At 39.2% G+C, this 26,060-nt stretch carries 23 protein-coding genes, 1 other RNA gene, 1 pseudogene and 2 riboswitches; of the genes and pseudogenes, 18 read left to right on the top strand and 7 right to left on the bottom strand.

Annotated features, from left to right (window positions below; all coding sequences use genetic code 11):
• Nucleotides 1-69 precede the first annotated feature (69 nt).
• The 9 genes from RBQ60_RS00770 to RBQ60_RS00810 all read left to right on the top strand — a co-directional run bounded on the left by RBQ60_RS00770 (nucleotide 70) and on the right by RBQ60_RS00810 (nucleotide 9,017).
• On the top strand, nucleotides 70-1,731 hold the full coding sequence (locus tag RBQ60_RS00770) for a nucleoside kinase (RefSeq protein ID WP_307884702.1): 1,662 nt from the start codon (nucleotides 70-72) through the stop codon (nucleotides 1,729-1,731).
• Between the two features lie 33 nt (nucleotides 1,732-1,764).
• An RNA gene (rnpB, locus tag RBQ60_RS00775) (RNase P RNA component class A) lies at nucleotides 1,765-2,097 on the top strand.
• Between the two features lie 996 nt (nucleotides 2,098-3,093).
• Nucleotides 3,094-4,428, top strand: a complete 1,335-nt coding sequence (gene gdhA, locus RBQ60_RS00780; RefSeq protein WP_307884703.1) for an NADP-specific glutamate dehydrogenase — start codon at nucleotides 3,094-3,096, stop codon at nucleotides 4,426-4,428.
• Nucleotides 4,429-4,818: 390 nt separating this feature from the next.
• Nucleotides 4,819-4,944, top strand: a complete 126-nt coding sequence (locus RBQ60_RS00785; RefSeq protein WP_307884704.1) for a hypothetical protein — start codon at nucleotides 4,819-4,821, stop codon at nucleotides 4,942-4,944.
• An 18-nt stretch (nucleotides 4,945-4,962) separates the two neighbouring features.
• Complete coding sequence (locus tag RBQ60_RS00790) at nucleotides 4,963-5,520, top strand: beta-class carbonic anhydrase (protein WP_307884705.1); 558 nt, start codon at nucleotides 4,963-4,965, stop codon at nucleotides 5,518-5,520.
• A gap of 37 nt (nucleotides 5,521-5,557) precedes the next feature.
• Nucleotides 5,558-6,085 (top strand): SOS response-associated peptidase family protein, encoded by a 528-nt coding sequence (locus RBQ60_RS00795; protein WP_307884706.1) that lies wholly within the window; start codon nucleotides 5,558-5,560, stop codon nucleotides 6,083-6,085.
• Nucleotides 6,086-6,256: 171 nt separating this feature from the next.
• Nucleotides 6,257-6,967, top strand: a complete 711-nt coding sequence (locus tag RBQ60_RS00800; RefSeq protein ID WP_307884707.1) for an MBL fold metallo-hydrolase — start codon at nucleotides 6,257-6,259, stop codon at nucleotides 6,965-6,967.
• A 195-nt stretch (nucleotides 6,968-7,162) separates the two neighbouring features.
• On the top strand, nucleotides 7,163-7,963 hold the full coding sequence (locus RBQ60_RS00805) for an N-acetylmuramoyl-L-alanine amidase family protein (protein WP_307884708.1): 801 nt from the start codon (nucleotides 7,163-7,165) through the stop codon (nucleotides 7,961-7,963).
• A 232-nt stretch (nucleotides 7,964-8,195) separates the two neighbouring features.
• Nucleotides 8,196-9,017: a hypothetical protein gene (locus RBQ60_RS00810; RefSeq protein ID WP_307884709.1), complete on the top strand. Its 822-nt coding sequence runs from the start codon at nucleotides 8,196-8,198 to the stop codon at nucleotides 9,015-9,017.
• A gap of 145 nt (nucleotides 9,018-9,162) precedes the next feature.
• Here the strand turns inward: RBQ60_RS00810 and RBQ60_RS00815 are convergent, their stop codons facing one another.
• The gene (locus RBQ60_RS00815) at nucleotides 9,163-10,326 is read right to left on the bottom strand and encodes an AI-2E family transporter (protein ID WP_307884710.1); all 1,164 of its coding nucleotides are present in this window, start codon (nucleotides 10,324-10,326) and stop codon (nucleotides 9,163-9,165) included.
• A 466-nt stretch (nucleotides 10,327-10,792) separates the two neighbouring features.
• Between RBQ60_RS00815 and RBQ60_RS00820 the strand changes: the two genes are divergently transcribed.
• The 5 genes and pseudogenes from RBQ60_RS00820 to gltX all read left to right on the top strand — a co-directional run bounded on the left by RBQ60_RS00820 (nucleotide 10,793) and on the right by gltX (nucleotide 17,175).
• Entirely contained in the window at nucleotides 10,793-12,511 is a 1,719-nt protein-coding gene (locus RBQ60_RS00820) for a LytS/YhcK type 5TM receptor domain-containing protein (protein WP_307884711.1), read from the top strand.
• Nucleotides 12,489-13,229, top strand: a complete 741-nt coding sequence (locus RBQ60_RS00825) for a LytR/AlgR family response regulator transcription factor (RefSeq protein WP_307884712.1) — start codon at nucleotides 12,489-12,491, stop codon at nucleotides 13,227-13,229. The genes RBQ60_RS00820 and RBQ60_RS00825 overlap by 23 nt, the downstream gene beginning before the upstream one ends.
• Before the next feature lie 591 nt (nucleotides 13,230-13,820).
• Nucleotides 13,821-15,254 carry a carbon starvation CstA family protein gene (locus RBQ60_RS00830; RefSeq protein ID WP_307884713.1) on the top strand — a complete coding sequence of 478 codons (1,434 nt, stop codon included), beginning with the start codon at nucleotides 13,821-13,823 and terminating at the stop codon, nucleotides 15,252-15,254.
• A gap of 197 nt (nucleotides 15,255-15,451) precedes the next feature.
• Nucleotides 15,452-15,556: pseudogene (locus RBQ60_RS00835) on the top strand (IS200/IS605 family transposase); the annotation flags it as partial.
• Between the two features lie 170 nt (nucleotides 15,557-15,726).
• Nucleotides 15,727-17,175, top strand: a complete 1,449-nt coding sequence (gene gltX, locus RBQ60_RS00840; protein ID WP_307884714.1) for a glutamate--tRNA ligase — start codon at nucleotides 15,727-15,729, stop codon at nucleotides 17,173-17,175.
• Here gltX and RBQ60_RS00845 read toward each other — a convergent pair.
• The 3 genes from RBQ60_RS00845 to deoD form a co-directional block, all read right to left on the bottom strand.
• The gene (locus RBQ60_RS00845) at nucleotides 17,172-17,345 is read right to left on the bottom strand and encodes a hypothetical protein (protein ID WP_307884715.1); all 174 of its coding nucleotides are present in this window, start codon (nucleotides 17,343-17,345) and stop codon (nucleotides 17,172-17,174) included. The two genes, gltX and RBQ60_RS00845, sit on opposite strands and share 4 nt — an antisense overlap.
• A 550-nt stretch (nucleotides 17,346-17,895) precedes the next feature.
• Entirely contained in the window at nucleotides 17,896-19,077 is a 1,182-nt protein-coding gene (locus RBQ60_RS00850) for a coenzyme F420-0:L-glutamate ligase (protein ID WP_307884716.1), read from the bottom strand.
• A gap of 273 nt (nucleotides 19,078-19,350) precedes the next feature.
• On the bottom strand, nucleotides 19,351-20,070 hold the full coding sequence (gene deoD / locus RBQ60_RS00855; protein ID WP_307884717.1) for a purine-nucleoside phosphorylase: 720 nt from the start codon (nucleotides 20,068-20,070) through the stop codon (nucleotides 19,351-19,353).
• 90 nt (nucleotides 20,071-20,160) lie between these two features.
• On the opposite strand from deoD, the gene RBQ60_RS00860 reads away from it, so the two are divergent.
• Nucleotides 20,161-20,292: a hypothetical protein gene (locus tag RBQ60_RS00860; protein ID WP_307884718.1), complete on the top strand. Its 132-nt coding sequence runs from the start codon at nucleotides 20,161-20,163 to the stop codon at nucleotides 20,290-20,292.
• A riboswitch (Lysine riboswitch) is annotated at nucleotides 20,287-20,456 on the top strand. It overlaps the preceding gene by 6 nt.
• Before the next feature lie 233 nt (nucleotides 20,457-20,689).
• Nucleotides 20,690-22,330: a Na+/H+ antiporter NhaC family protein gene (locus tag RBQ60_RS00865; protein ID WP_307884719.1), complete on the top strand. Its 1,641-nt coding sequence runs from the start codon at nucleotides 20,690-20,692 to the stop codon at nucleotides 22,328-22,330.
• A gap of 125 nt (nucleotides 22,331-22,455) precedes the next feature.
• Here the strand turns inward: RBQ60_RS00865 and RBQ60_RS00870 are convergent, their stop codons facing one another.
• Complete coding sequence (locus tag RBQ60_RS00870) at nucleotides 22,456-22,863, bottom strand: bacteriohemerythrin (RefSeq protein WP_307884720.1); 408 nt, start codon at nucleotides 22,861-22,863, stop codon at nucleotides 22,456-22,458.
• 349 nt (nucleotides 22,864-23,212) lie between these two features.
• On the opposite strand from RBQ60_RS00870, the gene RBQ60_RS00875 reads away from it, so the two are divergent.
• Both RBQ60_RS00875 and RBQ60_RS00880 read left to right on the top strand, forming a co-directional pair.
• The gene (locus tag RBQ60_RS00875) at nucleotides 23,213-24,049 is read left to right on the top strand and encodes a deoxyribonuclease IV (protein WP_307884721.1); all 837 of its coding nucleotides are present in this window, start codon (nucleotides 23,213-23,215) and stop codon (nucleotides 24,047-24,049) included.
• Between the two features lie 2 nt (nucleotides 24,050-24,051).
• A complete protein-coding gene (locus RBQ60_RS00880; protein WP_307884722.1) occupies nucleotides 24,052-24,519 on the top strand; it encodes a methylated-DNA--[protein]-cysteine S-methyltransferase in 468 nt (155 codons plus the stop codon).
• A 65-nt stretch (nucleotides 24,520-24,584) separates the two neighbouring features.
• Here RBQ60_RS00880 and RBQ60_RS00885 read toward each other — a convergent pair whose 3' ends face one another.
• Together RBQ60_RS00885 and RBQ60_RS00890 are read right to left on the bottom strand one after the other, a co-directional pair.
• A complete protein-coding gene (locus tag RBQ60_RS00885) occupies nucleotides 24,585-25,097 on the bottom strand; it encodes a folate family ECF transporter S component (protein WP_307884723.1) in 513 nt (170 codons plus the stop codon).
• Nucleotides 25,098-25,250: 153 nt separating this feature from the next.
• Nucleotides 25,251-25,351: riboswitch (THF riboswitch) on the bottom strand.
• 64 nt (nucleotides 25,352-25,415) lie between these two features.
• A complete protein-coding gene (locus tag RBQ60_RS00890) occupies nucleotides 25,416-25,988 on the bottom strand; it encodes a hypothetical protein (protein ID WP_307884724.1) in 573 nt (190 codons plus the stop codon).
• Nucleotides 25,989-26,060: the final 72 nt, after the last annotated feature.

A 26,060-nucleotide genomic window follows, 5' to 3' on the forward strand; every position in this document is an offset into this window, starting at 1 on the left:
AAGGAAGTGCCCCTTTTCTAGGGGCGCTACCTTATATTTGCAATCTTGATTAGGTTAGGAGGAGATGTTTTGGAAAAATTACAGATTAATGTAATGGGAAAAAGCGTTACAGTAGAAGAAGGTACTACCTATGGGGAATTGGCGAAAAACTTTCAAGACCAATGCTTAGGTGGCATTATGGTGGCGAAGCAAGGGAATTTGCTTAGAGAACTGGGCAATGTTATTCGAAATGATGGGCCTATTTCCTTTTTTGACATAGCAAATGAAGAGGGCATGCGGGTATACCATAGGGGCGTTTCCTTTTTGTTGGTAAAGGCAGTGTGTAATTTGCTGGGCGAAGAGGCTTCTTTAATTATTGAACACTCTCTAAGGGGAAACTTGTATTGTGAAATTATCAATCCAGAAATTGTTACGGACGATAAACTCCTAAGGCAATTGGAAGAGAAAATGCGGGAGTATGTAAAGGCGGATATACCTATTGTAAAGCACACCTTCCGTAAAGATAAAGCCATTGAAATTATGAAAAAGCAGGGAATGCATGACAAGATGGGGCTCCTTCGCTTCCGTCGTGCTTCTAATGTCAATCTTTATGAAATGGATGGGCTGTATGAATATTTTTACGGTTATATGCCCTTTTCCACAGGGGTATTGAGTGTGTTTGAGCTGATGCCTTATGAAAATGGGTTTTTAATTCGAATGCCTGACGCCCTAAATCCCCAGAGCATTGTGCCTTTTGATGACCCTAGAAAAATTAGTGCCGTTTATATGGAACAGCTGAAATGGTGTCAGCTTATGGGGGTCTCCAATGTGGCGGATTTGAATAATACCTTGGTAAGAGGGGAGTTTGGTGACCTGATACGGATTAATGAGGCCCTCCATGAAAAGAAAATTGCCCAGATTGCAGATCAGATTTTCCATAAAATTGATCAGGTAAAGGTGGTTTTAATTGCTGGGCCTTCCTCCTCGGGGAAAACCTCTTTCGCAAACCGCTTATGTATCCAGCTTAGGGCATTAGGGCTTCGCCCTCATAAAATATCCCTGGATGACTATTTTGTGAATCGTGATTCCACCCCAGTTGATGAGTTTGGAAATAAGGATTTTGAAAGCATAGATGCTTTGGACTTGAAGCAATTAAACGAAGATTTAAAGAGTATTATCGCTGGGGATAGAGTGGAAATACCTTCCTTTAACTTTGTAAGTGGTACCAGAGAGTATAGAGGAAATTTCATTCAACTTGATAAAGACGAAATTTTGGTTATGGAAGGAATCCACGGATTAAATGATAAATTGACTTCGGAAATCCCCCATGAAAATAAGTTTAAAATTTTTATCAGTGCCATAACCCAGCTGAATATTGATGATCATAATAGAATTTCCACTTCTGATAGCCGATTGATTCGCCGAATGGTACGGGATAATCAGTTTAGAGGACGAGATGGGGCGGCAACCATAGAATCTTGGGATATGGTGAAGAAAGGTGAAGAGGAAAATATTTTCCCTTTCCAAGAAAATGCTGATGCAATTTTTAATTCGGCAACGATTTATGAATTAAGTGTGCTAAAACAATATGCAGAGCCTTTGTTGTTTGCCATTGACCCATCACAGCCAGAATATATTACTGCAAAACGATTGATTAAGTTCTTAGGTTATTTTCTGGCAGCACCTGGCCTTGAAATTCCCAATAATTCCCTCATTAAGGAATTTGTTGGTGGAAGTTGTTTCAAGGTTTGACAATAGAAAAAGGATGTCGTATAATATTTTTTGTGAGTAAGCTGGACAGTCGCGCCCTATAAAGGTGAGGAAAGTCCGGGCTTCGTAGAGCAGGGTGCCGGCTAACGGCCGGTGGAGGCGACTCTAAGGATAGTGCAACAGAAATAAACCGCCTGTTTTAGCAGGTAAGGATGGAAAGGTGGGGTAAGAGCCCACCGCTCTTCTGGCAACAGGGGAGGCTCTGTAAACCCCACCTGAAGCAAGACGAAATGAAACGTTAGGGTTGCTCGCCCTGTTTCAATAAAAGTCGCATGATGCTGTTGGCAACAACAGACCAAGATAGATGGCTGTCTAAGACAGAACCCGGCTTATAGGTTTGCTCACGACACTTTAAAGAATCACCCTCTGAAATCATTGATTTTAGGGGGTTTTTTACGTTTTTCGATAAAACATAAAAATAACTTATTGTATCGTTATTATAAACTGCCATTTATTTCCGAAGCTCTTACTTTGGAAAAAAATGTAAACACACCAAAATGACATAAATAAGTCCATCTAGTTTTTTGGTATTTATTTATTAATTTCTTTTCACTTTAAAATATTGAATGAACTTATAATCATTTATAATATCAATTTTTTACCTACGGTGGCAACACTATCTTTTTTGATATAAATCTATACGAGGAAAAGAGACGGTTTAGACCAAGTTGCTAGATTTTCTAAGGAGGCTTGTTGAGAAAAGAGAGAATCGCAAGTCTGCTTGAGAAGACAGGGATTTATGCACAAATAATGAATAAATATAAAATGTGGAGATTTTAAAAAAATATAATTATTTATTTTACTAGAAAAATGTTGGTATATTAACATTATGTAAATCAATAAACAGAGAGATTGAAGTAGTAAAAAAGATATTTTTTTTCTGTAAGAGAAAAGAAATTTTTTTTCATATTAATTTTATATAATATTTTATTAAAATTTTAATATTCTTATGATAAAAAAATATATATTAAAAAAACATTGAATTATAAGGGAAGTAATGAATAAAAATTAATAAAATTGTAAATAAATATCTAAATTTTTTTTATTTACAAAAACAAGAAATTCCTTTAAAGAAATTAAGTTTCCCATAAAGAGAATATGAGTTTTAAAAATTGTATAATAAATTAACTTTGCATGCTAGATACATGTGAGAATTTTCGTTATTTTTGAGGTGAAACTATGTAAATCTATATAATTTTCATAAAAACGCAAAAAAAATACGCCGCGCAAGAATAAAATTGTATAAATATTTATGATATACAAATTTTAACGCTTTAATGTGTTGCAAATGAAAGAGATTCTGCTATAATAATTTCTAATTCAGCAGAAAAGGAGGCGTTTGCAATGTCATACGTTGATGAGATTTATGAGAGAGTAGTGAGGGAGAATAGGGGAGAGGTAGAATTCCACCAGGCGGTGAAAGAGGTATTGGAATCCCTAAGATTAGTCATAGAGAGTAAAGAAGATGAGTATAGAAAAATTGCATTGCTGGAACGCCTAACTGAGCCAGAACGTATTATTTCCTTCCGTGTCCCTTGGATAGATGATAACGGGCAGGTGCAAATTAACAAAGGGTATCGTGTACAATTTAATAGTGCCATCGGGCCTTACAAAGGCGGCTTACGCTTCCATCCTTCTGTAAATGAAAGCATCTTAAAATTTCTTGGGTTTGAGCAAATTTTCAAAAACTCTTTAACAGGTCATCCCATTGGCGGTGGTAAAGGTGGCTCCAACTTTGACCCTAAATGTAAGTCTGATCGGGAAATTATGGCGTTTTGTCAAAGCTTTATGACAGAGCTTTATAAGTATACAGGAGCTGCACAAGATGTTCCCGCTGGGGATATTGGTGTGGGTGCAAGGGAAATCGGTTTTTTATTTGGACAGTATAAGAGGTTAACCTCCCAGTATGAAGGGATGATTACGGGTAAGGGCCTGAAATTTGGTGGTTCATTGGTAAGAACGGAATCAACAGGCTATGGTGTGGTTTATATTTTAGAAGAAATGTTAAAGAAAAATGGGAAAGAATTGGTGGGGAAGAAAGTCGTTATTTCTGGTTCTGGTAACGTTGCCATCTATGCAACGGAAAAAGCCCAGCAGCTGGGGGCAAAGGTAATTGCATTAAGTGACTCTCAGGGCTACATTTACGATCAAAATGGTATCAACCTTGAAATTGTAAAACAAATAAAAGAAGTGCGTCGAGGAACCATAGAAGAATATATAGAAGCAGTGCCTTCCGCAAAATACACGGCGGGTAAGGGGATTTGGTCTATCCCTTGCCATATTGCCCTGCCATGTGCAACCCAGAATGAATTAGATTTGGAGGATGCAAAGATGTTACGGGGAAATGGTTGTATTGCTGTGGCAGAGGGTGCCAATATGCCTTGTACCATGAAGGCAACCAACTATTTTCAGGAAAGTGATGTTTTGTTTATGCCTGGTAAGGCAGCCAACGCTGGTGGTGTTGCAACCTCAGCTTTAGAAATGAGCCAGAATAGTATGCACCTATACTGGACTTTTGCAGAAGTGGAAGAAAAATTAAGAAGAATCATGGTAAATATTTTTGCCAAAGCAGAAGATGCAGCGAAACGCTATGGGGTGCCAGGTAACTACGTTGTAGGTGCCAACATTGCGGGCTTTGAAAAAGTTGTTGATGCCATGATTGCTCAAGGCATTGTTTAAAGGTCTCTTAACCAATGCGAATATAGGGGGGGCAATATTTTGTCTCTGCCTATATTTTTTTTATTTTTTTGGGAGTCTATCTATATTTTTAAAGCTGGCGCTTGGAGAGGACGGTTGGTAACAAATAGTCAGTACACATTACAAATAATTTGCTTTACACAGCCTTTATTCTTGTGTTATTATGTGCTAAGAATAAAGATTATCTTCTATTCTTTTACATCTTTTGCAAATGTAAAAACCAAGAATTTTGGGCTCTTTTTTTAAAGAGCCTTTTTTGCAAATAAAAAATGACTTTTGAAGGAAAGAGGCGGAAAATGTGAAGGGTCATAAAAGCAGTATGCAGGTCATATCAAGTATATATTTTTTGATCGTTGCCATAGGACTTTTTTTATGGATACATTTTTTTTCGGCGGACATATTGGTAAAAAACATGATTCCCGTTACGTTGGGTTTAATCGTTTTATGGTTTTTATTCATTTATATTGTAATGAGGCAACAAGGCAAGGGCAGAAATAACAGAGAGGATGAAAAATAATGAATGAACGTGTGAAGAAGATGCTGCAATATAACCAGGTGTTTGTAGATAATGAAGTTTACCTAAAATTTTCAACCTCAAAATATCCTGATCGTAAAATTGCCATTCTATCTTGTATGGATACCAGAATGACAGAGCTTTTACCGGCGGCATTGGGACTGAAAAATGGCGATGTAAAAATGATAAAAAATGCCGGTGGACTCATTAGTCATCCTTACGGTAGCGTTATTTTCAGCCTTCTGGTGGCAATTTATGAGTTGGGTGTGGATACGGTGTTGGTAGTAGGTCATGATGACTGTGGCGGTAGGGCTTTGAATGGTAAGGCCATTGTAGAAAAAATGAAGGCAAAAGGAATTACCCAAGATGCCTTGGATGAGGTGGAAAGACGCCACCGAAACCCTGTTGAATGGTTGACTGGGTTTGGCGATGTTTGTCAGGCGGTGGATAACACCGTGAAAATTATAAAAACTCATCCTTTGATTCATAGCGGTGTGGATGTTTATGGCTTTGTAATGAATCCGGAAACAGGTGCCATTCGCCAGGTGAATCATGTGTAGGATTTTTTCCTGGCATCAGGAGGATAACAGTAAGGCGGTGCAGAAAATTATGGAGGAAATCCGAAGGAAATCCCCCGATAAAGAACTTCCCGCCATTGTACGTCCAGCTGATGAACTGGCATTTCTTTTGCCTTCTCCCCAAGGGAAAACAACGGCATCCCTAGCCCGTTGGGGGTTTCAACTTCCTTCTCAGAAATTGGTTTATAATGCAAGGCAGGAAACGGTATTAACGAAAGACTTTTTTGGAAACTGCTTTCCCAACGGAAGGTGTATTGTTCCCGCCCACAGCTTCTATGAATGGGATAAAGACCATCATTGCTTTGGGTTTTCTCTTGGGGATAAAAAGCTACTTTACTTTGCTGCCTTATATCGAAAACAAGGGGACGGCTGGGAAGTGGTGATATTAACCACCCATAGTAAGGGGACAGTGGAAGAGGTTCATCACCGTATGCCTCTCATTCTTGGGGAAAGGGAGTTAAGGCCATGGCTTTATGATGCTGCTGCTGCGAAATTATTGCTATCCCAAGGCATAATATCTTTAAAAAAGGAAATAGTGGAAGGATAGGAAAAGACTTGAGAATTTCTTAAGTCTTTTTTATGATGATAGAAATTGGAAAAAAGTGTGATACAATAAAATGGGTGGAGAACACGTCACTTTGTGATTTACACTGACAGAATATAATATAAAAAAGAAGGTCGTATTTTACGCTTTTTATACGCAGACTAGGAGGATTTTATGAAGGTAACATATTATAATCATAGTGGTTTTTCAGTTGAAACAGAAAATAAGGTTCTGATATTTGATTATTACTCCCAAGGGGGGCGCTTTGATTTTTTTGATCCAAAGGATTATTTAGGAAAGGACATAGTATTTTTTGTGTCTCATAACCATGATGATCATTTTGATACAAGGATATTTTTGTGGGAAGGGAAGGTTACCTATGTAATCTCCAATGATATAAAGCTAGACTCTGATTTTCAGGGGGAAGTTTTGTTTGTAAAGCCCCATGAAACCTATTTTTTCCAAGGCGTGAACATTGAGACGCTGCAATCCAATGACGAGGGTGTTGCTTTTATAGTTGAAGTAGATGGTAAGACAATATATCATGCTGGCGACTTAAACTGGTGGCACTGGAATGGAGAAAGCCAAGTTTTTAACGACGATATTGCAAAGAGTTATCATACAGAGATACAAAGAATCATAGGGAAAAAGGTTGATGTGGCATTTATCCCAGCGGATTTACGCTTGGAAGATAAGTATTCTTGGGCAACGGATTACTTTATGGAAAAGGTTGGTGCTTCGGCTGTGTTTCCCATGCATTTTTGGGGAAGATTTGACGTTTGCAAGATGTTAAAGGAAAAAAACTATGGGGATAAAGTAATGGATATTACCAAAGCAAATGAAGGATTCTGTTTAACGGACTTAGGAAGTCCCTCACCTCTATAGGGGTAGGAGAGACACTTCCGCTGTTTTCAGTGAGAGAACGAACTCTTACTGAAGACAAAGGCGTTGTGAAACGCCGTCCGTTATAAGTATTTTTGAGTAGCAAAAATACGCATAGTCTTTGACAATAAGGAATATGCTTGCCGCCATTGGGCGGTAGCTTTACAAAGTCTTTTGTAATTGGGAGTGAAAGGTGCTATGAAGGGCAAAAATTGGCGAGAGTATGAGCCGGCGAAAAAACAAAAAAATCGACGAAGGCGAAGAAAAGGTGGATTCCTTAAAAAGTTGATACTGGCAATCCTTCTTTTTGTGTTGGGATACGTGGGCTATCAAATCTATTTTCATCATAGCAAGCCCTACATTGTTGGACTGGATGCGGGACACGGAGGTATCGATATTGGCGCCGAAGGTGTGATCAACGAAGTCGAATTGACAGAGCGGACAGCGGCAAAGTTGACAGAGCTTTTAAAGGCAGATGGACGTTTTCGTGTTGTACAATCTCGAGATGAGGGAGAGGCGAAAAGTGTGACGGATCGAAATCATCTTTTTAAAAGGGCAAGGCCTGACTTGGTGATATCTCTTCACGCAAACGCCAGTGAAGACTCTCAAGCCTTTGGTTTTGAATGTTACCCCTCTCCGCCAGGCAAAGAAAATCATGACAAAAGTCTGAAATTTGCCCAATACATAGCGAAAGAAATGGAAGGCATCGGGGCAAGGCTTAGAGGTACAGATGGCGTAAGGTTTGGCTACTATGTTTCTGATGAGGAGGGCAATACTTCCAAGCTTTTGCTGGATTCTTCTGATACCCAAGTTTACGATTATGATACCTTTGGGATGCTGAAAAACATGAAGTGCCCTGCTGTATTAGTGGAGCAATGTTTTGTCACAAATCAACAGGATGTGGAGGAATTTGGTTTGGAAGAAGGATGTGCGAAGTCAGCACAGGCTTATTATCGTGCCATTTGTAAGTATTTAGCTATCAATGAAGAAAAGAAATAGAACCATGGTTATTTTGACTACTGGTCATTAGGATATTTTCCAACAGCGGTAATCACAAATAAAGAAAATCTTGCTGTTTTTTCAGGGTGGATTTGCTTCCCATAAATTTTTATAAAATAAAGGGTTTTGTTAAGGCGGCTGATTGTTGTTTTTAGATGGTATACTACAATAGTGTGTACAGGGTATTTACATAGTCCTTCGTAATAAAAACTTGAGAGTGAGGTATATAGTTATGAAAAAAATGCAATATGATGAAAAATCTCCGAAACTACTTAATTCTATTGTGTGTGCAATAGATATACTAGGCTTTTCTCAAATGATATTGGACTCCTGTCAAACTGGGTTAGGGAATAAATTACTTAGTGAAATAAATTACCTTATTGAAAAAAATAAAAACTGTATTGTTCCTGACAAATATAGTCAAGGAAAAATTAAAATATTTACAGATAATATGGTTGTTGCGTACCCCATAGATTATGATGGGGAGTCTGAATTAAATGAAATATTGGGTAATGTTGCTGAGTATCAATTCAATTTAGCATTGGAGGGTCTGTTTGTCCGAGGGGGGATAAGTATTGGAGAGTTTTATATTAATGAAGATATTGTTTTTGGGCCAGCTTTACTAGATGCTCATTATCAAGAAAGTGAAATAGCCTGTTACCCAAGAATTGTTTTAGATGATAAAACAGTAGAGCAATTACAGAGACATATACAGAACTACAATAAGATGCCAGAAGACCATATAATTCTAATTGATACTGATGGTAAGTGGTTCATAGGTTATTTAAACACTATTTTTAAATATTTTAAGGATTGCAGTAACGAATATGAATTTGAAATGGTTAAAATTAAGCTATTGGAAAAACATAAAGAAAAGCTCGAAGAAATGCTGACGAAACATAAGGAAAATATATTTGTATGGGATAAGTATGTTTGGACTGCGAACTATCATAATTTTTTCTGTGATTTATATTTCCCACAGGAAAAAGATCTGAAAATCGCTAAGCACTTATTGCTTTCTTGGCCTAGACAAATTTCAACAGGGGATTTTTAATTTTCTTAAATCCCTTATATCTTATTTTAATCCAAAGTAGTTATACTATAAAGTTAAACAAAAAGAGCATAAATGTTTAGGGCATCATCTTATTGGATGATGCCCTAAACATTTTATAAATCCATTCGTTGTAAATGACTATTTCCTAGTCGACTTCCAGTTGTTTTTGCTTCAAGCGAGAGTTGACTGCTTCCCGAAGCAATGTATAGATTACAGAAACAATAGGGATAAATACCAGCATACCAATGATACCAAATAAACTACCACCAATGGTTACAGCGGCCAAAACCCAAATCGAAGGCAGGCCAACGGAGCCACCAACCACATGTGGGTAAATCAAGTTTCCTTCCACCTGTTGCAAAACTAAGAACAGAATAATGAAGGTGACTGCTTGGGCAGGGTTTACCGTCAGAATTAGGAATGCACCAATAAAACAACCGACAAATGCACCAAAAATAGGAATCAAGGCTGTAAAAGAAATTAACACACCTACCAGCAGTGCATAAGGGAAACGGAAAATAGTCATGGCAATGAAAAACATGGTACCCAGAATCACTGCTTCCAGGCACTGCCCAGTAAGGAAATTTGTAAAAACCCTGTGGGTTAGGCTGGAAATGCCAATGATTTGCTCTGCTCTTTTTTTGGGTAGAAATGCAAAAAGTAGTTTTCGACTTTGCCTGCCTAAGGTTTCTTTTTGCAGAAGGATATAGCAAGCAAACACAAACCCGATGAAAAAGGTTGTGAAGGCACTTACAATCCCTTTTGCCATAACCAAAGTGGAACCAAGGAAGGCACTAGCCCCCGATTTGAAAAAGTCAACCACGCCAACCACAAGCTGATGCCAGTTGATTTGTATGCTTTCTAACCACGCCGAAGCTTCAGGATAATCAACAAGAAAATGCTCAAGCTTTTCTACCAAAGGCGGAATTTTGTCTGGCAATGACTGTGCCAAGTCTGACACGGTGGTAGCCAGCTGAGGCAAAACTACGGCTGTGACAAGGAACAAAATGGAAATCACCAGAACAATAGATAGGAGCAAGCTAACAGGGTTTACCATCTTTTCAAGACGCTTTGCTTTTTTTCCCGTTGCCCGCTCCAAGGGTTTGGTAAAAATCAACTTTTGTAGCCATACCATGGGTACGTTTAGGATAAAAGAGATGGCACAGCCTAAGATTAAAGGCAAAAGAATATGCAGGATAAATACAGTAGAGCTGATTAAAACATCAAAGCGGTAGAGGCCGATAAGAATTAATATGGTAAATACAATCAAACCTCTTATTTTACGAATATTACTTCGATCCAATTCCAATTAGGATCCCTTCTTTCTGTCACTACATTTTTTTGATTAATATTGGAAATAGTATAGCATGGCCAAAGGGAAATATCAATGAAAATACCTTTGTCTTTAGCTGGGTTGAAGGTTTGAAAAAAACCATGGATTTCATGGAATTCTCAAGCTTTTCAATATGGGATTTTCCTTTGCTTATGCCCATTAGATACTATACTCAAAAAAAGTCCTGTGTGGAGGAGACGTGTTATGATTCTTAAAAGTTAGAGTAACGTAAGGGTTTGAAAAAAGGATTTGCATCATAAGACTTGCTTTTTAGATAGTTTGCCCTTATGCTGTAAAAAAATAGATATTTAAAAGGAATAATATACAAAATTATGCTTGATTATAGATTAAAAATAAAATTACCGATATCCCTTAGGTTGACCTCATTACAGGGTTGTAGTATCCTAAGAAAAGAAAAACCCAGCGTAAAGAGGTAATGTATATGACAATTGATATTTTTAAAAATTTACTCTTGAATCTATCCATGTTGGTGATTATAGCCCAACTTTTAACAAAAACCACATTTGTAAAGCAGTTTATGTTTGCCTATAAAACAGACCTAAAATCTAATATTGCCCTGGCTGTAGTTTTTGGTCTTATCAGTATTTTGTCTACATATACAGGGACAAATGTGAACGGAGCGATTGTAAATACCCGTGTAATTGGGGTAATGTCTGGGGGCATTATCGGTGGTCCCATTGTAGGTGTAGGGGCGGCAATTATCGGTGGTTTGCACCGCTATTTTTTTGATGTAGGGGGGTTTACTGCTCTGGCTTGTGCAATTTCCACCTTCGTTGAGGGTATTCTTGGTGTTATGGCCTCAAAATACTTAAAAAAAACCAGTTGGAAAAAAAACGATATTTTTTTGCTGGCGGCGTTGGCGGAAGTTTTTCAAATGATTATTATTCTATTGGTGGCAAAGCCTTTTCCCGATGCCTTGGAAGTAGTGAAAATCATAGCACTCCCCATGATTCTTTTTAATTCCACGGGGATGGTTATTTTTATATCCGTATTCAACTCTATTTTTATTGAGCAAGATAACGAGTCTGCCAAGAGGATCAAGCAGGCTTTTGATATTTCGGAACAGTGCCTACCATTTTTGCGTAAAGGTATGTACAATAAACAAAATATGGACACAGTGGTAAAAACCATTCTGGAAAATTCTAAAGATGCTGGCGTTGTCATTACGGACAAGGAGAAAATTCTGAGCTATCAATGTGATGAAGTACCCCTGAAAAAAGAATGGGAAGAATATGGATTGCCTGAAATCGTGAGGGCGATTATAAGAGATGATGCTGTTTGCATGGCGGAAAAAGCCGAAGAGGGCGATATTTTTTATGAACAGCTGAAAAAGTTTGCCGTCTTTGGAGCACCACTGCACAGCAAAGGCCAAGTGGTTGGGGTTATATTAGTGTTTACGAAAAAATTCAAACTATCAATCCAAACGGATCGGGACTTTGTCAACGGGCTTTCCAAATTGTTTTCTACCCAATTGGAGTTATCGGAGGCGCAGAAACAGCGAGAAATGCTGCAAAAGGCTGAGTTTAAGGCGTTGCAATCCCAGATTAACCCCCACTTTTTATTTAATGCTTTGAATACCATTACAGCCTTTTGTCGTGAAAAGCCCGATAAAGCAAGGGAACTGCTGATTGCATTAAGTACCTATTTTAGAAACACCCTTAACACAAATCATTATATGATTGATATTTACGATGAATTTTCCCATGTGGATTCTTACTTACAATTGGAAAAAGCTAGGTTTGATGATAGGTTGACTTTGGTCATTGATGTGCCTGCCAATTTAAGTTGTCAAGTTCCAAGTTTTATTTTGCAACCCATTGTGGAAAATGCAGTGAAGCATGGTGCAATGAAGCGTAGTACAGGCAGGGTGGAAGTGAAGGTAAGCCAAATGGAGGATTTGGTTGTTATTTCCGTTAAGGATTCGGGGTTTGGCATTCCCCAAAAAATTATTGATGCCCTTCATAACGATACCTTGGACAGCTCGAAAGTAGGGCTTTCTAATGTGGATAAAAGATTACGCAGTATTTATGGACAGAAATATGGCTTGGATATTCGAACTTCAACATCGGGAACAGAAATTATTATAAGAATACCGTTGGAAAAGGGGGAGGAAAGGGATGAAGATAGCAATTGTGGATGATGAAAGACCATCCAGAAGTGAATTAAGGCATTTGATTTCCGATTACCTTGCAGAGGGGGAAATCATGGAGGCAAGCTCTGGAGAAGAGGCCATGAAGTTGTTTTTAAAAGAGGATTTCGATCTGATTTTCATGGACATAAATCTAGGAGATATAGACGGGGCAACTTTGGCAGCCATGGCTAAAAGAGCCCATCCTAACGTTGAAATTGTATTTGCTACTGCATACAACAATTATGCGGAAAAGGCCTTTGATATTGATGCTTTAAACTATATTTTAAAGCCTTTTGATCCAAAAAGGATTGAGCAGACCATACAACGTTATATGAAAAAACGAGCCACGGATAACAATGCCAAAGAAGGAGTTAAGGAAGAAGAAAAAGCCGCCATTTCCAAAATTTCAATCAACTGTGATAAGAAAATGATTCTAGTGGATATTGCGGATATTGTTTATATTGAAACAGGGAATCGAAGCTGTATCGTTCATACAAAAACAAAGTCTTATACCACTGCCAGTTCAATGAATTCTTTTGAAGAGCGGTTGAAAGATAATGGTTTTTTTCGGATTCATAAAAGTATTTTAATCAATTTAGAATATGTCATTGAGATTTATCCGTGGTTTAATAATACCACTTGTGTGAAAATGCAGGGATATGAAAAGGAGATTCTTACTGTGGGCAGGAACCAGATAAAGGAATTAAAACTCCTTTTTAGCATGTAGCTTTACGGTAGGAAAAGTTCTAGGAAAGCCCTCTTGGAAAAAGAGTGGGCGGAAGTATTTTTTATAGTAAATTTTCTTGGATTCTTAGTTAACAGCCCATTGAATCATAAATTATTTTTATCATAGAGCCGTCTTCCTAGAAAAAGGAGAAGGCTCTTTTTGTTGTTGTGTGGCAAACATCGGAGGGAGAGGTACTAGAGGATTTATTTTTTAAAATAAAGAAACAATTACAAGTGGCAAGAAAACATGTGTTTTTTTTAACCTTTTGAACTTTAAAACACAGAGTGGCAAGTACAAGAAATGTAGAAAAAAGATATTTTTTTGGAGTATTTATGGATTTGTATTAAATTTGAATTAAAATAAGGATGCATTTTGCACAGGGTTTTCAACATTTCAGACTTAGTTTTTAACCAGTGAAGCTAAAAAACAGTACAAAAACAGAAATATGCGTTATTGTCTATTTATAAACATATTCCTACGGAATGTGTTACTAAGCCGCCTGAAAAATCAGACGGCAAGAGTCCTGTCCACACGGACAAAAAGAACTTATACAAAAATCATTATTATTTTTAAGGAAGGGAATGATAAGTTATGATTAGTTTCTTCGTATGTCTTGTAATTCTTATCGGCGGTTACATGTTGTATGGTACTTTTGTAGAAAGAACATTTAAACCCGATGACAGACCTACCCCAGCCACAACCTTGGCAGACGGGACAGACTACGTAGTAATGAGTACTCCAAAAGTTTTTTTGATTCAGCTATTGAATATTGCTGGGTTAGGCCCCATTTATGGTGCAATTGCAGGTGCGTTATGGGGACCGTCGGTATTTTTATGGATTACATTCGGTACCATTTTCGCAGGTGGTGTGCATGATTACCTTTCTGGTATGATTTCCATGCGTCACAACGGTACAAGTATTTCTGAAATCGTAGGTATCTACTTGGGACCTGCTATGAAAACAGTAATGCGTATTTTCTCTGTTGTATTACTTATTTTGGTAGGTACAGTTTTTGCAACTGGCCCCGCAGCTTTGTTGGCTATGTTGACTCCCGATGCATTAAATGCAAAATTCTGGTTGACAGTAGTAATTGCTTACTACTTCTTGGCAACATTGGTTCCTATTGATAAGTTAATCGGTAAGATTTACCCTATTTTTGGTATCTGTCTTATCATTATGGCGGTTGGTGTAGCAAGTGGAATCATCATGCAAGGTTACACAATTCCTGAAATCTCCCTTGCAAACCTTCACCCTAAGGGCACAGCAGTTTGGCCATTTATGTTCGTAACTGTTGCTTGTGGTGCGATTTCTGGTTTCCACTCCACACAGTCACCTCTGATGGCTCGTTGTATGGAGCATGAAAAAGATGGTAAAAGAATTTTCTACGGTGCAATGGTTGCAGAGGGTGTTATCGCTCTGATTTGGGCAGCAGCAGGTGTTGCATTCTATGAAAGCACAGGCGGTTTGCAGGAAGCAATCGCAAGACTTGGCGGACAGGGTGGCGTTGTTTATGAAATCTGTAATACACTTCTTGGCCCCGCAGGTGCAGTGATTGCAATGATCGGTGTTATCGCTTGTCCTATCTCCTCTGGTGATACTGCGTTTAGAAGTGCACGTTTGGTGCTTTCTGACTGGTTCAAAATTGATCAGCAAAAAATCAAAACTAGACTTGCTGTTACAGTTCCTTTGTTAGCAATTGGTGCAATTCTTTCTCAGGTAGACGTTACAATTATGTGGAGATACTTCTCTTGGAGTAACCAGACATTGGCTATGATTGCTCTTTGGGCAGCAGCGGCTTACTTACGTAAGAACCAAATTTCACCTTGGATTGCTGCAGTTCCCGCTACATTTATGTCAGCTGTAAGCTGCACATATATTTTGATGGCTCCTGAAGGCTTTAAGTTAAGTGCTGCAATTTCTTATCCAGTAGGTATTGCATTTGCAATTGTTTGCTTAGGATTATTCTTGGTAAAAGTGAAAAAAGTAACCCCAGCAATGGAACAAGGTAACGCAAAAACTTTATAATATAATCTGGAGAGGCCTTTCTAAGCCTCTCCTTTTTTATTGGTGCTTTAGCTCCAATAAACCACCAGCTCAGCTGATGGAGTGAAATGCTTATAGCAGAAGTAAACCTCCTTTGATAAGGTTAAAGTGGTTCCCCAGCCGTTAAAAAAAATCAAAGGAGGTTTTGTCATGACTGACATAAAAAGTTTATCATATTCAAAGTAAAGAGTGCACTAATGATATTTGATAGATATGCCAATCTAAAATTTAAGTATGGAAATTGTGACTTTTGGTGTGGGGGGTATTATGTAGGCAGGGTAGGTCCGGCACTATCATTTCATCATGCTGTGGGAAATATGATTAGACCCTGTTAAGAACCCTAAGAATCCAATGAACCCAAGGAAAAAGGGCTTTACAGCGGACAAGTTTGCGTATAAACTATAATAAGTTCATTGGTTTTACCAGATTATTTAAGTGAAAGGAAGTATTAACAATGGAAATTAGAACAAGATTTGCGCCTAGCCCCACCGGATATATGCATATCGGTAACTTGCGTACGGCGTTATATGAATATTTGATTGCAAAGTCTCAGGGTGGTAAGTTTATTTTAAGAATTGAAGATACAGACCAGGGACGCCTTGTGGAGGGTGCAACGGAAATTATCTATAATACCATGAAAATGACGGGCTTGCACCATGACGAAGGCCCTGATATAGGCGGTGCTTATGGCCCATATGTACAGAGTGAAAGAATGGGAATGTACATGGAGTATGCAAAGGAATTGGTGGAAAAAGGCGAGGCATATTATTGCTTCTGTACCAAGGAAAGATTGGAGTCTTTAAAAGAAAGCAACGGCGATGGTGCGGCTTTTGCCAAGTATGATCGCCACTGCTATCATTTATCAAAAGAAGAGGTGCAGGCAAAACTAGATGCAGGCGAGGATTTTGTAATCCGCCAAAAAATGCCTGATGAGGGAACAACCACTTTTAGCGATGTGGTTTATGGCGATATTACTGTGGAAAACAAAGAGCTGGATGACCAAATTTTGATGAAGGCCGATGGTTTCCCTACCTATAACTTTGCAAACGTAGTGGATGACCACTTGATGGAAATTACCCACGTGGTAAGAGGTAGTGAGTATTTATCCTCCACACCGAAGTATAACTTGCTGTATCAGGCCTTTGGCTGGGATGCCCCTGTTTATGTGCATCTGCCCGCTGTTATGCGTGATGCCCATAATAAGCTTTCTAAGCGTCATGGGGACAAGTCTTTTGAAGACTTGGTGAGAGAGGGATACTTGGTAGAAGCAATTGTGAACTATATTGCATTGTTAGGCTGGAGCCCTTCTGATAATACAGAAATATTCACATTAAAGGAATTGGAAGAAAAGTTCGATATTGCAGGTTTAAGCAAATCACCATCCATCTTTGATATTAAAAAGTTGACATGGATGAATGGGGAATATATGAAAGCCATGGAATTTGAGAAATTCTATGCTTTGGCAGAATCCAAGTTGAAAGAAGCCTTGGCCGAAACCCAATTGGATTTAAGAAAAATTGCCGCACTTTTGAAGAAGCGTTTGGAAACATTAAACGATATCCCGCATTTGGTAGAATTCTTCAAGGAATTGCCCGAGTATGGAACAAAATTGTATACCCATAAGAAGATGAAAACCGATGATGCCATTGCATTGTCAAGTTTACAGGCGGCGATTCCTGTTCTGGAGGAAATGACAGAGTGGAATGAAACAGCAATTCATGATAGATTGATTGCGTTGGTTGGCGAGTTGGGGATTAAAAATGGTCAATTATTATGGCCTGTAAGAACTGCCCTTTCCGGTGAGCCTACTTCTCCTGGTGGCGCCATTGAATTGGCGGATATTTTAGGTAAGGAAGAAAGCATTCGTCGCTTGAAAAAAGGCGTTGAATTATTGAGTAATTAAAACGCAAGCTTTGATTGATCTTCATTAAACTTAGGAAGTTCCCCACCGTTTTCAGTGGGATTTAAGCTTCCACGGACAGCAAAGAAATTCCAATTTTCGTCGGCCATAGGTGGCTTGGTGTTTGCCATTCCCAAAGGAGCCGATACCCAGGAGGGCGTACTGACTTTCATACGTCACAGACTTTCCTGAATAGCCTTCTCTTTTGGATAAGGTGAAAGGAACTATAACGAAAGAATCCAGACCCCGTGTTTCAAGAAATTCTTGTGACACGGGGGTTTTTAATAGGGGGAGTGGAATGTTTTTTAAAAGTAGTGAAAAGAGGGGATGGTGATGGTTCAATAAACAGAACGAATGCCCAAAAAATTTCGCTTTTAAAAAAGCAGGATTTTATGAAAAATCTTTGGCGTTCATCGGTACCCAAAACAAAATAAAAAGGTATCTTTACTTATTAAGATTCTATACGGCATTTCTTAATGGAATTGACGGTTTTTATCCATTGTTTCTTCAAAATAATATGTTATCTTATATACATGAAAGGGATAACAAGCCGAGAGGCTTTTATATATATTCGGATTTCTAAATGCGTAGATATCCTCCCCTCTAAAAGAACAGGCGATGATTACAGTGGTATGGCATTGTAATCATCGCCTGTTCTCTTTATTTTGAAATAGAGTAGAATATTTAAAGGAGTGTTATTCAACACTCCTTTTTTTAGGCAAATTAGTTTGCAAAATTGTTAAAATAATTTTGTACTAAAACGATAGGTGTACCTTTATCCCCACTACCGCTCGTTAAATCGCAAAGAGAACCAATCAGGTCAGTGAGGCGACGAGGTGTTGTACCTTCGGAAGCCATACTTCCCTTTAAATCAGCTTCTTTTTCCGTAATACGCTGGCGAATGGCTTCTTCCAATGCCGCACCAGAAAGGTCTGCAAAGTCATTATCAGCCAAGTATTTCAACTTTACTTCGTTAGGTAAGCCTACAAGGCCTTCGGTATAACCAGCGCCAACCACGGGGTCAGCTAATTCCCAAATTTTACCGACAGGGTCTTTGAATGCACCATCGCCATAAATCATAGCTTCCACTGTTACGCCAGTACGTGCAATGAGTTCTTTTTGTATCTGTTCTGCAACTTCCTGTGCATTTTTAGGGAAGAGTTTAACTGTTGTTTCTGTTGCCTTATTGGAACCTAATAAGCCGTAGGAAGGGTTAAAGCCACTGCCATTTATGGATTCCATTAAAATTTCGTCCAGTGTGCAAACCTTTTCGCCACCAGCAGCCAAAATTCGACGCTTGGAGCGCTCTCTTGTATGAATATCGCAGCAAAGTACATTTTTGGTAAACTTCACAATTGCTTCGGGGTGGTTTGCAAAAATGATTTCTGCTTCTGCACCTTCTTCTTCAATTAATGTTTTGTAGTAATCAACGTAGTCAACACCTGTGAAGGGGTGTTTGATGTAGCCAAAAGCGTTTCTGTAAGCATCTAAAGACAACACGTCGTTATAGGGGTTGATACCGCTGTCGTCCAAGAGGTCCATGTCAAAAAGGTGGTTACCAACTTCATCAGAGGGATAGCTTAACATAAGTACAACCTTTTTTGCACCCTTTGCGATACCTCTAAGACAAATTGCAAAACGGTTTCTGCTGAGGATGGGGAAAACAACGCCGATTGTTTCGCCGCCTAACTTTGCTTTTACATCTGATGCAATGTCATCAGTTGAGGCATAGTTGCCGTCTGCACGGGCAACGACTGCTTCTGTTACGCAAACAACATCACGTTCTTGTAACTGAAAACCGTCTTCTGCTGCTGCTGCTAAAACGGAGTCTGCTACGATTTTTACGATATCATCACCTTGACGAATGATGGGTGCTTTAATACCTCTGGAAATTGTTCCTGCCATTTTGAAAAACCTCCTAAAATTATAGTTAATCTCAATTATGAGGGCTTTGCCCAATTGTATACAAAACCTGAAATTTGCATAAAAAAATCCCGTCGGACGGGATCGAAAGCATGTTTCTTTTTCAGTTTTGGGGTGAAGCAAATATTTCAATCACCGACAGGAGTCATTTTAGCAGACGAGAGGTGGATTTGTCAATGTTTTCAGGGGTTTTTAGTCATTGGAAAATAAAAAAAGGGGTATTAGCATGGCTTATACCCTTTGTTGTTAGTACAATTATTTTTTATCCATTTTTACTGCGGTTTCCAAAGCAATTTCCATCATTTGAGTAAATGTTGTCTGGCGTTCTTCGGCTGTGGTTTCTTCACCAGTAAGAGGCTTGTCAGAAATGGTTACCAAAGCCAACGCACGTTTTCCTAATCTGGTTGCATTCAAGTATAGCGCAGCAGCTTCCATTTCCACGCAAAGTACGCCCATTTTTGTCCAATTTTTCATAACATCAGGACGGTCATCATAAAAAGTATCGGAAGATAAGATATTACCCACCTTTAAGTCTTTGCCAAGCTCTTTAGCGGATTCTACGGCTGTAGTAAGTAAATCGTAATCAGCCAAATTACAAAGGTTTCCGGGTACTTCGTACTGTGCGCCAAAGCTGGAGTTTGTACTTGCCCCCATACCTGCTACGATGTCACGCAGCTGCAATTTATCGTTAAAAGCACCGGCGGAACCGATACGGATAATATTTTCTACATCGAAGAAAGAATATAGCTCATAGCTGTAAATACCCATGGAAGGCATACCCATGCCACTGGCCATGACGGATACTTTTGTGCCTTTATATGTGCCTGTATAACCGTGAATTCCTCTCACGTTATTGACTAAAACTGCGTCCTGCAGAAATGTTTCGGCAATGAATTTTGCACGCAAGGGATCACCGGGCATTAAAACGGTTTTTGCGAAATCCCCTTTTTCGGCTGAAATATGTGGTGTTGCCATAAGAAACGACCTCCTTTATTTTCATTATGTTACAGTTTTGCTTTTTTTCTTCTTAACTATACCATTTTTTCGTAAATAAGGGAATAGTCCGTGGGAAAAAGACGGTTTATAGACGAAAAATCATGGAAAATAGGTGTTTTTCGTCAAAAACACTTGACTTTATTTGGGGGGTATGGTAAGTATGAAGGACAGTCGGTTTTTGCCGACGGAAAACAAATGTAAGATAGAGGTGCGATGCTCAATAGTAGTCCTTCACAAAAACGTTAAGGTGACGGAAGGGGAAAGGGATCATCGCCGAAGTCGGCTTTTTCTGCCTTGGGAGAGCTTGGCTGGTGCATTGCAAAACATGTAATGTGCTGTCACTTATGTGGAGCGCTATCGGAAACTCGGAACATCCAAACATTACTGGGATATTTCTGAAGCCATGCGCCGCATGGCTTTATTTTTTTGTTTCTTTAAATGTAATTTTAGAATCAAAAAGTTAGCAAGCCAGAGGGTAAACTGTTGGTTTTATCCTATTGCTGGCGTGCGGAGGTTGTGTGGAGCACAATCTTTTCTTGATGTTTCCAAAGCGAACGGTATTATTTATCTATTTTTGAATCCGGAAAGGGGAAAGGTTATGAGAAACACAAAGCAAAATCCCATGATCAGTAAGATCGCAGTCTTTTTGCTTTTGGCTTTGGCAATGACGTTTACTGTTTTTGCCAGCGAAGGGGATGCAGGGGAAGTAAGTAACATGTATGCAACATTTTGGTCTTTGGTGCCACCGCTGGTAGCGATTATATTGGCGCTAATTACAAAGGAGGTTTATTCCTCATTATTTGTAGGTATTGTTGTTGGTGCACTGTTCCACAGTAACTTTAGCTTAAAGCAGGCGTATCTCACAGTATTTACAAATGAAACGGACGGCGGCTTATTGGCAAAGTTAGCTGATAGTTGGAACGTTGGTATTTTGATTTTCTTGGTTGTACTAGGTATTATGGTATCCTTAATGAACAAAGCGGGGGGTTCTGCGGCATATGGTGCATGGGCTCGTGAAAGAATCAAAACAAGAAAAGGTGCTTTATTATCTACCTTTATGTTGGGGGTTTTGGTATTCGTAGATGACTACTTTAACTGCTTAACCGTTGGTAGCGTTATGCGCCCTGTAACAGACTCCCACAAGGTATCCCGTGCTAAATTGGCTTACATTATTGATGCCACAGCAGCACCTATTTGTATAATTGCACCGATTTCTTCTTGGGCAGCAGCTGTTGCAGGCGTTGTAGAAGGTGTAAATGGTTTGGATTTATTTATCCGTGCCATTCCATATAACTTCTATGCATTATTGACAATCGTTGCCATGATTACATTGACAGTTACAAACTTTGACTTTGGCCCTATGCGTTTACACGAAAAGAATGCACAGGAAAATGACGATCTTTATACAACAGACTCCAGACCTTATGCAGACGTAGAAGAGGGTGCAGTAACAGGGAATGGTAAAGTTATCGACTTAATTTTACCCGTTATCGTTTTAATCGTTTGTTGTGTAACAGGTATGATTTATACAGGCGGTTTCTTTGCAGGGGAATCCTTCGTAAACGCATTTGCAAATTGTGATGCTTCCGTTGGTTTGTTGTTGGGTTCTACAGCGGCATTGTTAATCACTTTCTTCCTGTACATCCCTCGTCGTGTATTATCGTTCTCTGAATTTATGGCTTGTCTTCCTGATGGTTTTAAGGCTATGGTTCCTGCCATTTTGATTTTGTCCTTCGCATGGACATTAAGTGGTATTACCGGTTTGTTGGGAGCAAAAGAATTCGTAGCAGGCCTTCTTGCAAACAACGTTGGTATGCTTCAAATTTTATTGCCTGTCATTGTATTTGCAATTGCTGTTTTCTTGGCTTTTGCAACAGGTACTTCTTGGGGTACTTTTGGCATCCTTTTGCCTATTGTAGTTCCTATTTTGGACCCTTCAAGCGAATTGTTGATTATCACAGTAGCGGCTACTTTGGCTGGGGCTGTTTGTGGTGACCACTGCTCACCTATTTCCGATACAACAATTATGGCTTCAACGGGTGCTCAGTGTGACCATATCAACCATGTTTCCACACAGTTGCCTTATGCGCTTACGGTAGCGGTGGTTTCAGCATTAAACTACATTTTGGCAGCGGTTATTCAAAATTGGATGATTAACTTGCCAATTGCAATTGTTTCTATGATTGCAACAATCTTAATTATTAGAAATATTTATGAATCTAAAGCAAAGAAAGCATAACTTCATGGTATCTTTGTAAGAAAAAGCAGATGGCAATGCCATCTGCTTTTTTAATCGGAACGATAGAAAATAAAGAAGGACGGTATCGTGGCACTACGCCCTATACTGTCCTTTTGTTATGTAGCTTATTTACCCTGCTGAAGAATATGCTTTGCAACCTTTACATCTTCTCTTTTGATATGATTGATGAGCCAGCTTCCTAATTGCATATTGATCTCTCCCACCAACTGAATGGTGGGGCCATTGGCTTTCAATCGAGTGGTAAAGTCTTCAACTACTTTAATAAATCCCTCATGATATTTTTTGTGATTTTCAAAGTCTGGATATTTATATTTTTGCTGTAAAATCTGTTCGTGGGCAAAGTGAGTTTTGGTATACTGGTTCAAAAAATCTACAGTATTTGCGATTTCATTTCGTCCTTTTCCAGAGGAACACGCCTCTAAAAGGTTATTAATTGCCTGAATTAATTCCTTGTGTTCTGTATCGATTTGTGCATTTCCCGTTTCCAGGTCTTTTGTCCATGAAAAAGCCATTAGCTATCCCTCCTGTATTCATAATAGAACATTATTGCTATGTTATCTTGATAGAAATACGAGCACTATCTTTGATTTATATCCTATCACATTTAAATCCCAATGCATAGAGGTGTGAAAAATTTATGGCGGTTTTTTGAAAAATTTCCATTGAAGGACTGCTATTCAAGGGTATACTTGCGAAAAAATCTCCTTTACAGTATGATAAAAAACAAAGGTAGGCAAAATAGCAGTGGAACTTAAAAAGTATGTGTTTCATGGTATATTTATAGATGACAGTTGCTGTTCTGTGTACAGGAGAAAGTATTTGTAGGATAAAAGCATTGTTTAATATATAGGAGGTATAAATATGTTTTGGATAGGTTGTCATTTGTCGGCGTCGAAAGGATATCTTGCTATGGGGAAAGAGGCAGAGAAGATTGGAGCCAATGTGTTCCAATTTTTTACTCGGAACCCAAGGGGTGGTAATGTAAAGGCCTTGGATAAAGGGGATATTGATGCTTATATTGCCTTTGCTCAACAGCGTGGTTTTGGGACTTTATTGGCCCACGCCCCTTATACCATGAATGCTTGCTCGGCTGATGAAGGGCTTAGAGGATTTGCCCTACGTATGATGGAGGAGGATTTAGAACGACTGGAATTGCTACCCCACGTGTTGTATAACTTCCATCCTGGCAGTCATGTAAAGCAAGGTGTAGAAGCAGGGGTGGGTATGATTACAGATATGTTGAATGAAGTTTTAGAAAAAGGTGGCAAAACTCCCATTTTATTAGAGACCATGGCAGGCAAAGGCAGTGAAGTGGGACGGAGTTTTGAGGAAATCCGCCAAATTATAGATGGGGTGGGAGGGCATGAACGTATGGGCGTATGTCTGGACACTTGCCATGTTTATGATGGTGGGTATGATATTGTTGAGAACTTAGATGGTGTTCTGGACGAATTTGACCAAATCATTGGTTTGAAAAGGCTGAAAGCCATTCACCTAAATGATAGCAAAAACCCCATGGGCAGCCACAAAGATCGCCATGAAAAGATTGGTGAGGGCACTTTGGGCTTAGAGGGAATCACAAGAATCATAAATCATCCCAAGTTGGTTCATTTGCCCTTTTACTTGGAAACACCCAATGAGCTGGATGGATATGCAAAGGAAATTGCACTGTTAAAAGAACTCAGAAAAGAGGGGTAAGATTGGAGAAAATATATTTTTATCACAGCCCAATAGGCGTTCTGGTTTTGGGGGAGGAGGATGGCCACCTTACCCGACTTACTTATCAGGAGGAAATAACGACGCCTCATGTAATGGAAAAAACGCCTTTGCTGGACCAGGCGGAGCGGCAGCTAATGGAATACTTCCAAGGGGAGAGAACGGATTTTGAACTACCTTTAATTCCCAAGGGGACGGCGTTTCAAAAGATGGTATGGCAGGCGCTTCAGGAGATACCTTATGGAGCCACAGTTTCCTATGGGGAGATTGCAAAGAAAATTGGCAACCCCAAGGGGGCACGGGCAGTTGGAATGGCGAACAATAAAAACCCCATATCCATCATCATCCCTTGCCATAGGGTTGTTGGAGCAGATGGAAAGCTGGTTGGCTATGGCGGTGGGCTAGAAAAGAAAATACTTCTATTAGAGCTTGAGGTAAAGGGGAAGAAATAAAAAAGCTGTTGGTCAGGGGGAGCCTGCCAACAGCTTTTATTTTTTATTTTGCTTTCAGAAAGAATTTAAACTTTTTGAAACTTGTAAATTTGTGGTGCATATCCTACCAAAATACGGATAACAATAATTTCGACTACGCTCATCAAAGATACCTGCATGATACGTGTAGGGAGCAATGCCCAAAAAGGTGTACCATACAACATAGAAATCCATAGGGTATTCATAAGTAGTGAGCCAACAATCTGAGTGATGAGTGCTACCATAATGATATTTTTCATATCAGCCTTTTTGTAAAGAAAAAAGCCGTACAATAAACCGTTTAAAAGGGCAGTTAGGGTAAAGCCAGGGAAAAATTGCCCCAGTGGGAACAAAAGTGCTCCAAGAAAATCCGCCACTGCGGCAACGATGGCAGCGGGTACAGGCCCGAAAAGAATGCCTGCCAACGCCACAGGCACAAAGGCAAAACCGATTTTCAAGTTCCAAGCGGCAATGGAAAGAAAGCGAGATAAAATGATGGAGATTGCGATTAATAGAGCCATAATTACTAGGCGATGGGTGTTAGAAATTTTTTGTTGCATGAAAAAGCCCTCCTTAATTTTTGGTTGCGGGGTTTTTCAGAAATAAAAAAACCCCTTCATTATCATTGGAAAATCCCAAATACCCCATACAGAACACGAACGTATTCTGGGGGTTGCTGTGATAATAAAGAGGTAATAGTATCTTCTTTATTTGACAGCGGGATGCGGGTTCTGTACCGCAAGGAATTACCCTTTTCGTTCTTGTGGCAACTCCCCGTCCACAAGACACTTAACGCACAAAGCCCTACTCTGTATTTGCAATGGTTGCCCATGCAGACTTATTGTACCACCCTTTTTTTCCTAGGTAAATAGGCTTTTTTACAGAACAAAAGCTCGTATAAAGCTATGTTTTGAGTCAAAAGTACCTGCCAATAAAACTTTGCCCATATCCATGCCAAACTCTTTTGTGAGTTTTACAAAAAGTCGGTCACTTTCCATAAAGCCGCCGTTAGAAAAGCAAAAGCACATAGCAAAGGCATCCTTGGGAATTTGGCCAAACTGATCTTCTGGGATGGCGACAATTTTCCGCCCCTTTTCTTCGGAAAGCTTTTCCTTAAGCTCAGAAAGTTCGAAGTCTAGATGTAAAAAACCCTGGGAAGCATAGTAAATGGCAGTGATAAAATCCGCTAAATCTGAGTCCTCTTGAAAAGGTAAGGTGTTTGCTGTTGGACGGGGAAAGTCCCCAACGGTGCAAACAAACCAAGGGGCTTCTCCAGCGGAGAAGGAAGGTGCATATAGTTTTTTTGTTAACAAACTCGTATCGTTTACTGCAAACACCAAAGTATTTCCAGTAATATTAGAGACAATGGGTAACTTTCTTTGTTTTAACAGAGAGATCAGATGGTCGGATGCGCCCACAAGGCGAATGCCGTCTGTATGAAAACCGAGCATAAAAAGCCCTCCTTTTTTGTTTAATTTATGTATGTTCTATTGTAATATAGAGTGAAGAAAATGAAAAGACTG

It is taken from the genome of Anaerotignum sp. MB30-C6, assembly GCF_030908465.1.
Lineage (GTDB): Bacteria > Bacillota > Clostridia > Lachnospirales > Anaerotignaceae > Chakrabartyella.

Excerpts from the sequence above, each read along its gene's own strand:
- gdhA (WP_307884703.1), top strand. The coding sequence starts at position 3,094 with ATGTCATACGTTGATGAGATTTATGAGAGAGTAGTGAGGGAGAATAGG.
- RBQ60_RS00785 (WP_307884704.1), top strand. The coding sequence starts at position 4,819 with ATGGATACATTTTTTTTCGGCGGACATATTGGTAAAAAACATGATTCC.
- RBQ60_RS00790 (WP_307884705.1), top strand. The coding sequence starts at position 4,963 with ATGAATGAACGTGTGAAGAAGATGCTGCAATATAACCAGGTGTTTGTA.
- RBQ60_RS00800 (WP_307884707.1), top strand. The coding sequence starts at position 6,257 with ATGAAGGTAACATATTATAATCATAGTGGTTTTTCAGTTGAAACAGAA.
- RBQ60_RS00805 (WP_307884708.1), top strand. The coding sequence starts at position 7,163 with ATGAAGGGCAAAAATTGGCGAGAGTATGAGCCGGCGAAAAAACAAAAA.
- RBQ60_RS00810 (WP_307884709.1), top strand. The coding sequence starts at position 8,196 with ATGAAAAAAATGCAATATGATGAAAAATCTCCGAAACTACTTAATTCT.
- RBQ60_RS00820 (WP_307884711.1), top strand. The coding sequence starts at position 10,793 with ATGACAATTGATATTTTTAAAAATTTACTCTTGAATCTATCCATGTTG.
- RBQ60_RS00825 (WP_307884712.1), top strand. The coding sequence starts at position 12,489 with ATGAAGATAGCAATTGTGGATGATGAAAGACCATCCAGAAGTGAATTA.
- RBQ60_RS00830 (WP_307884713.1), top strand. The coding sequence starts at position 13,821 with ATGATTAGTTTCTTCGTATGTCTTGTAATTCTTATCGGCGGTTACATG.
- gltX (WP_307884714.1), top strand. The coding sequence starts at position 15,727 with ATGGAAATTAGAACAAGATTTGCGCCTAGCCCCACCGGATATATGCAT.
- RBQ60_RS00845 (WP_307884715.1), bottom strand. The coding sequence starts at position 17,345 with ATGAAAGTCAGTACGCCCTCCTGGGTATCGGCTCCTTTGGGAATGGCA.
- RBQ60_RS00850 (WP_307884716.1), bottom strand. The coding sequence starts at position 19,077 with ATGGCAGGAACAATTTCCAGAGGTATTAAAGCACCCATCATTCGTCAA.
- deoD (WP_307884717.1), bottom strand. The coding sequence starts at position 20,070 with ATGGCAACACCACATATTTCAGCCGAAAAAGGGGATTTCGCAAAAACC.
- RBQ60_RS00865 (WP_307884719.1), top strand. The coding sequence starts at position 20,690 with ATGAGAAACACAAAGCAAAATCCCATGATCAGTAAGATCGCAGTCTTT.
- RBQ60_RS00870 (WP_307884720.1), bottom strand. The coding sequence starts at position 22,863 with ATGGCTTTTTCATGGACAAAAGACCTGGAAACGGGAAATGCACAAATC.
- RBQ60_RS00875 (WP_307884721.1), top strand. The coding sequence starts at position 23,213 with ATGTTTTGGATAGGTTGTCATTTGTCGGCGTCGAAAGGATATCTTGCT.
- RBQ60_RS00885 (WP_307884723.1), bottom strand. The coding sequence starts at position 25,097 with ATGCAACAAAAAATTTCTAACACCCATCGCCTAGTAATTATGGCTCTA.
- RBQ60_RS00890 (WP_307884724.1), bottom strand. The coding sequence starts at position 25,988 with ATGCTCGGTTTTCATACAGACGGCATTCGCCTTGTGGGCGCATCCGAC.